2 protein-coding genes are annotated in these 4,233 nt (G+C 70.8%); one reads left to right on the forward strand and one right to left on the reverse strand.

All coding sequences use genetic code 11. The features are described from left to right. Positions 1–34 precede the first annotated feature (34 nt). Complete coding sequence (locus tag VKP62_09900; protein ID MEB3197503.1) at positions 35–907, forward strand: DUF4351 domain-containing protein; 873 nt, start codon at positions 35–37, stop codon at positions 905–907. Between the two features lie 67 nt (positions 908–974). On the opposite strand, the gene VKP62_09905 is transcribed toward VKP62_09900, so the two are convergent. Beyond that, entirely contained in the window at positions 975–3,992 is a 3,018-nt protein-coding gene (locus tag VKP62_09905) for a RecQ family ATP-dependent DNA helicase (GenBank protein ID MEB3197504.1), read from the reverse strand. Between the last annotated feature and the right edge of the window lie 241 nt (positions 3,993–4,233).

The following is a 4,233-nucleotide window of genomic DNA, read 5'->3' on the forward strand; positions in this document are numbered from 1 at the left end:
GAACATGTGTTCGATTTCGTGCTAGGTTGGAGGCATGCCACTTTCCGCCCTGCACGAGGTCCTGATCGAACTGCTGCGGAGGCAGCCGGAGCAGATTGCCGCGCTGCTGGCTCGCCAGCGTGGGCTCAAGCTGGACGCCGTGCCGGTGCACCTGGCGCCCGAGGAACTGGGGCGGCCGCTCCCTCTGACCCGTCGCGCCGACCTGATTGTGCTGTTCGGGCAGCCCTCGCGTCCCCAGCTGGTGGTGGTGGTGGAGGTCCAGTTGCGCCGGGATGCGAGCAAGCGTGCGACCTGGCTGCAATACGTGGCCGCCGCCGTGGCGCGTTGGGGCTGCGACGTCGAGCTGCTGGTGGTGACGCCTCACGCCCAGGTGGCGCGCTGGGCGGCGGAACCGATTCGCATCAACGCCAAGCAGCACTTCCGGCCGTTGGTACTTGGGCCCGAGAGCCTGCCCCGCGAGGGGCCGGAGGCGCTGAGCGGGCGGCCGTACCCGGCCCTGTTGCAGACGCTGATGCACTGCCGCGACCCGGCGGATGTCTCGTTATTACAGGTCACGCTGTCGAGTCTGACGGCGTTGTCAGAGACGGACCAGCTCGGTTACGATGAATTCCTGCGCTGGCACCTGGATTCCTCACTGTGGACGTATCTGGAGGTCGACATGGGCCTGGAAAACACTCGCTTCTTCAAGAACGCCAGGAAGGCGCTGGAAGAGGCTAAGGCAGAAGGTGCCCGCGAGGTCTTGCTGCGCGTGATTACGCGGCAACTGGGCACTCGGGGTTCGCTGCCGGGTGCGGAAGCGATCGCCCGGATTGAAGCCCTGCCTCTCGCCGCCCTGGAGCAGCTGTACCTGGCCGCGCCAGGCTTTGAAAGCCACGACGACCTGACGGCCTGGCTGGCGGCTCACTGACGGCCCATCCGTCTCGCGCTGAGACTTAACGCCCTCGCAGGCGGTCTGCTCGTTTCCCAGCCTCGCCTTAAAAGGCCGACGCCTCGCGTGGTTCCTCGCTCGCTGCTTCCAGGCGCTGGAGCACCTTGCGGGCCAGGGCCTGCCAGGCGGGGGGGGCGGCGGTGTCGGCCGTCAGGGCGCGCACCTGCGCGATCGCCTGGCCGCGCCCCAGATCCCCCAGCGCCCGCAGCAGGGCCGCGGCGACGATTGAGGAGGGGGCCTGGTCCTGGCTCAGGGCTTGCTGCACGGCTGCGCCGGCCTGCTCGCCGCCGAGTCGGCCCAGGGCGTAGGCGGCCAGCGCCCGCAGCGGTTGGGCCGGCTCGTTCAGCGTCAGCGCGAGCCGCCGGGCCAAGCCGGCCTGGGGGACCTCCAGCGCGCGCAGCAGGGCCTGGCAGCGTGCCGCCAGGGCCGGGTCGGGGCAGCTGGGCGCGCAGTCTGCCTGTGCGGTGGCGGCCAGCCAGCAAGTCAGGGCTCCGTCGGGTACATCGACGGGCAGCAGTGCCCGCATTGGTGCCCAGGCCATCTCAGGCCCCAGCAGGCCGGCCGCCTGCGACAGCTCGGCGCGCGTGTCGGCGGGCAGGAAGTCCTCCGGGCCGAGCTGCCCGGCCTCGATGGCCGCCCGCAGGTGGGTGTAGATGGTGGATTCCTGGAGCTTCCGCAGCCCGGCGATCGCCGCGGGTGCATGCCCCTCCCGCAGCAGCGTGAGCGTGTCCTGTTCCGTGCGTGAAAGGGCTGTTGGCTCGTCCGCCGGGATGGGCCTCTTCGACCCGGCGGTGGTCCCATCTGCAGGTCTGGAAGTGCGAATGGCACCCTGTTCCGAGCGCGAGCGGTTGGCGGGCTCGTCCGTCGGGGCGGCTGGGGGGCTGACCTCCGGTTTCGTGCGCAGGTAGACCTGGGCCGTTTCGCTGGCCGCCAGCGCCGACGCGGGCGGCGAGGCGCCGCAGGCCTCCGCCAGCGCCGCCAGCAGGGCGTCGCCAAATTCCTCCAGCTTGCGCTCCCCGATGCCCTTGATGCCAAGCAGCGCGGCGCGCGAGGGCGGACGCCGACGCGCCACCTCTTTCAGCACGGCATCCGCGAACACCATGAAGGGCGGCACGCCGCGTTCCCGCGCCTGCGCCAGGCGCCAGCGCTTCAGCTGCGCGAAGACCTCCGCCTCATCTCCCCGGTCGGTGGTTGCGATGATGGCTTCCGCGCTCGCGAGCGGCAGCCCCGCTTCCGCGCAGGCGGCGGCCAGGGCCTCGAGCAACGAGGAACCGAGGCGTTCCGCGCGGCGATCGCCGATGCCCTTCACGCGCCGCAAAGCGGCCAGGCTTGCGGGGCGGGTGTCGACCAGTTCCCACAGGGCCGTATCCGGCAACACCATGTAAGGGGCCACGTCCCACTCGGCGGCGAGCGCCCGCCGCCAGTCCCGCAGCGCCTCGAAGACCCCTTGCTCGGCTGAACCCCGCGAAGCGACTGCGCCACCGCGGGTTTTGGGGCTTTCTTTGGTCGCGGTCGCGGCCGTCAGGCGGACCGTGGCGATCGCCTCCGCTTCGAGCGCCGCCTGACCGGCCGGCGTCAGCGCCAGCACGCCCCACTCGCCCCGGCGCTCGAGCAGCCCCTGTTCGGCCAGCTGCCCGAGCCATACCTTGAGGTCGCGCGCGGCATGGCGGGCCAGGCTGCCGTGGCAGCTCAGGGCGTCGTGGCGCAACTCCAGCACCCGCTGGCTGCGGGCGCCCCGCAGCACATCCACCACGTGGGCGGCCCCGAAGCGCTGCCCCGTCGCGACCACCCCGCTCAGCAGAGCACGGATGAGAGGGTCGGCGTCAGCCAGCGTCTTCTGCTCGCCCAGGCAGACATCGCAGGCCCCGCACGACTCGGGCGCATACTCCTGATCGAAGTAGCCCACCAGCAGCCGGTGGCGGCAGGCGACGGTGGTGGCATAGGCCTCCATCGCCGCCAGGCGGGCCAGCGCCGCCTCGAGCGCCTCGCCGTGCAGGTCCCCTTCCATGCGCCGTCGCCACTGTACGCCATCGCCGGCGCCGTGCAGCAGCACGCAGACGGCGGGCAGGCCATCGCGGCCTGCCCGCCCCGCCTCTTGCTGGTAAGCCTCGAGTGCCTTCGGCATGGCCGTGTGCACCACGAAGCGCACGTTCGAGCGGTCGATGCCCATCCCGAACGCCACCGTCGCCACGATCACGTCGATCGCCTCGCTGGCGAAGGCGGCCTGGTTGCGCTGGCGTTTGGCCGGGTCGAGACCCGCGTGGTAGGGACGCACCCGCACGCCCTGCTTGGCCAGCGTTTGCGCCAGGGTTTCGACCTCCTTGCGCGAATTGCAATAAATGATACCGGCCTGCCCGGCATTCGCGGCGATCACCTCGAGCACCTGCTCAGGCCCCTTGCTCCGTGGAATCGCCCGGTAGGTCAGGTTCGGGCGGTCGAAATCGCCCACCAGTAGCTGTGGTGCCCGCAGTCCCAGCGTCTCCACGATGTCGCGGCGCACCGCCTCGGTGGCCGTGGCGGTGAAAGCGCGGATCGGCACGCCCGGGAACTGCTTGCGCAACAAGGCCAGACGCCGATAGGCCGGACGGTACTCGTGGCCCCACTGGCTGATGCAATGGGCCTCGTCGATGGCGAAGGCGGCCAGCGCCGCGTCCGCCAGCAGGGCCCGCAGACCGGACGGCATCTCACCCTCGGCGCCGACCAGGCCCTCGGGCGCGACGTAGAGCAACTTCAATTCACCGGCCCGCACGCGTTCCCGGATGGCGCTGCGGGCTTCCGCGTCTTGCACGCTGGTGAGCGCGGCAGCTTCGATGCCCATGGCGCGCAAGCCGTCCACCTGGTCCTGAATCAGCGCGAGCAAGGGCGAGACCACCACCGTGAGCCCCTCCTGCGCCAGGGCGGGCAGCTGGTAGCACAGGGACTTGCCACCGCCCGTCGGCAGGATCACCAGGCCGTCTCGCCCGCTCAGGGCCCCCGCCACGGCCTCGCCCTGCAGCGGGCGAAGCTCGGAGAAGCCCCAGTGCTGCTGCAGCAGTGAGGCCAGGATGGGGTCGAGCGGGTCCACAGGCGTCCTCCGTTGGCGGGCGGGCCACTGGTGCCCCGTCCATGCTCCCGCGGCGATCGCCCCTGTGTCCAGTGGATACCCAGCGCTTCCTCAAGAACAGCCCGCGAACGATTCGAACATGTGTTCGATTTCGTGCTAGGTTGGAGGCATGCCACTTTCCGCCCTGCACGAGGTCCTGATCGAACTGCTGCGGAGGCAGCCGGAGCAGATTGCCGCGCTGCTGGCTCGCCAGCGTGGGCTC

The sequence above is a fragment of the Candidatus Sericytochromatia bacterium genome (assembly GCA_035285325.1).
Taxonomy (GTDB): Bacteria; Cyanobacteriota; Sericytochromatia; order S15B-MN24; family JAQBPE01; genus JAYKJB01.

Excerpts from the sequence above, each read along its gene's own strand:
- VKP62_09900 (MEB3197503.1), top strand. The coding sequence starts at position 35 with ATGCCACTTTCCGCCCTGCACGAGGTCCTGATCGAACTGCTGCGGAGG.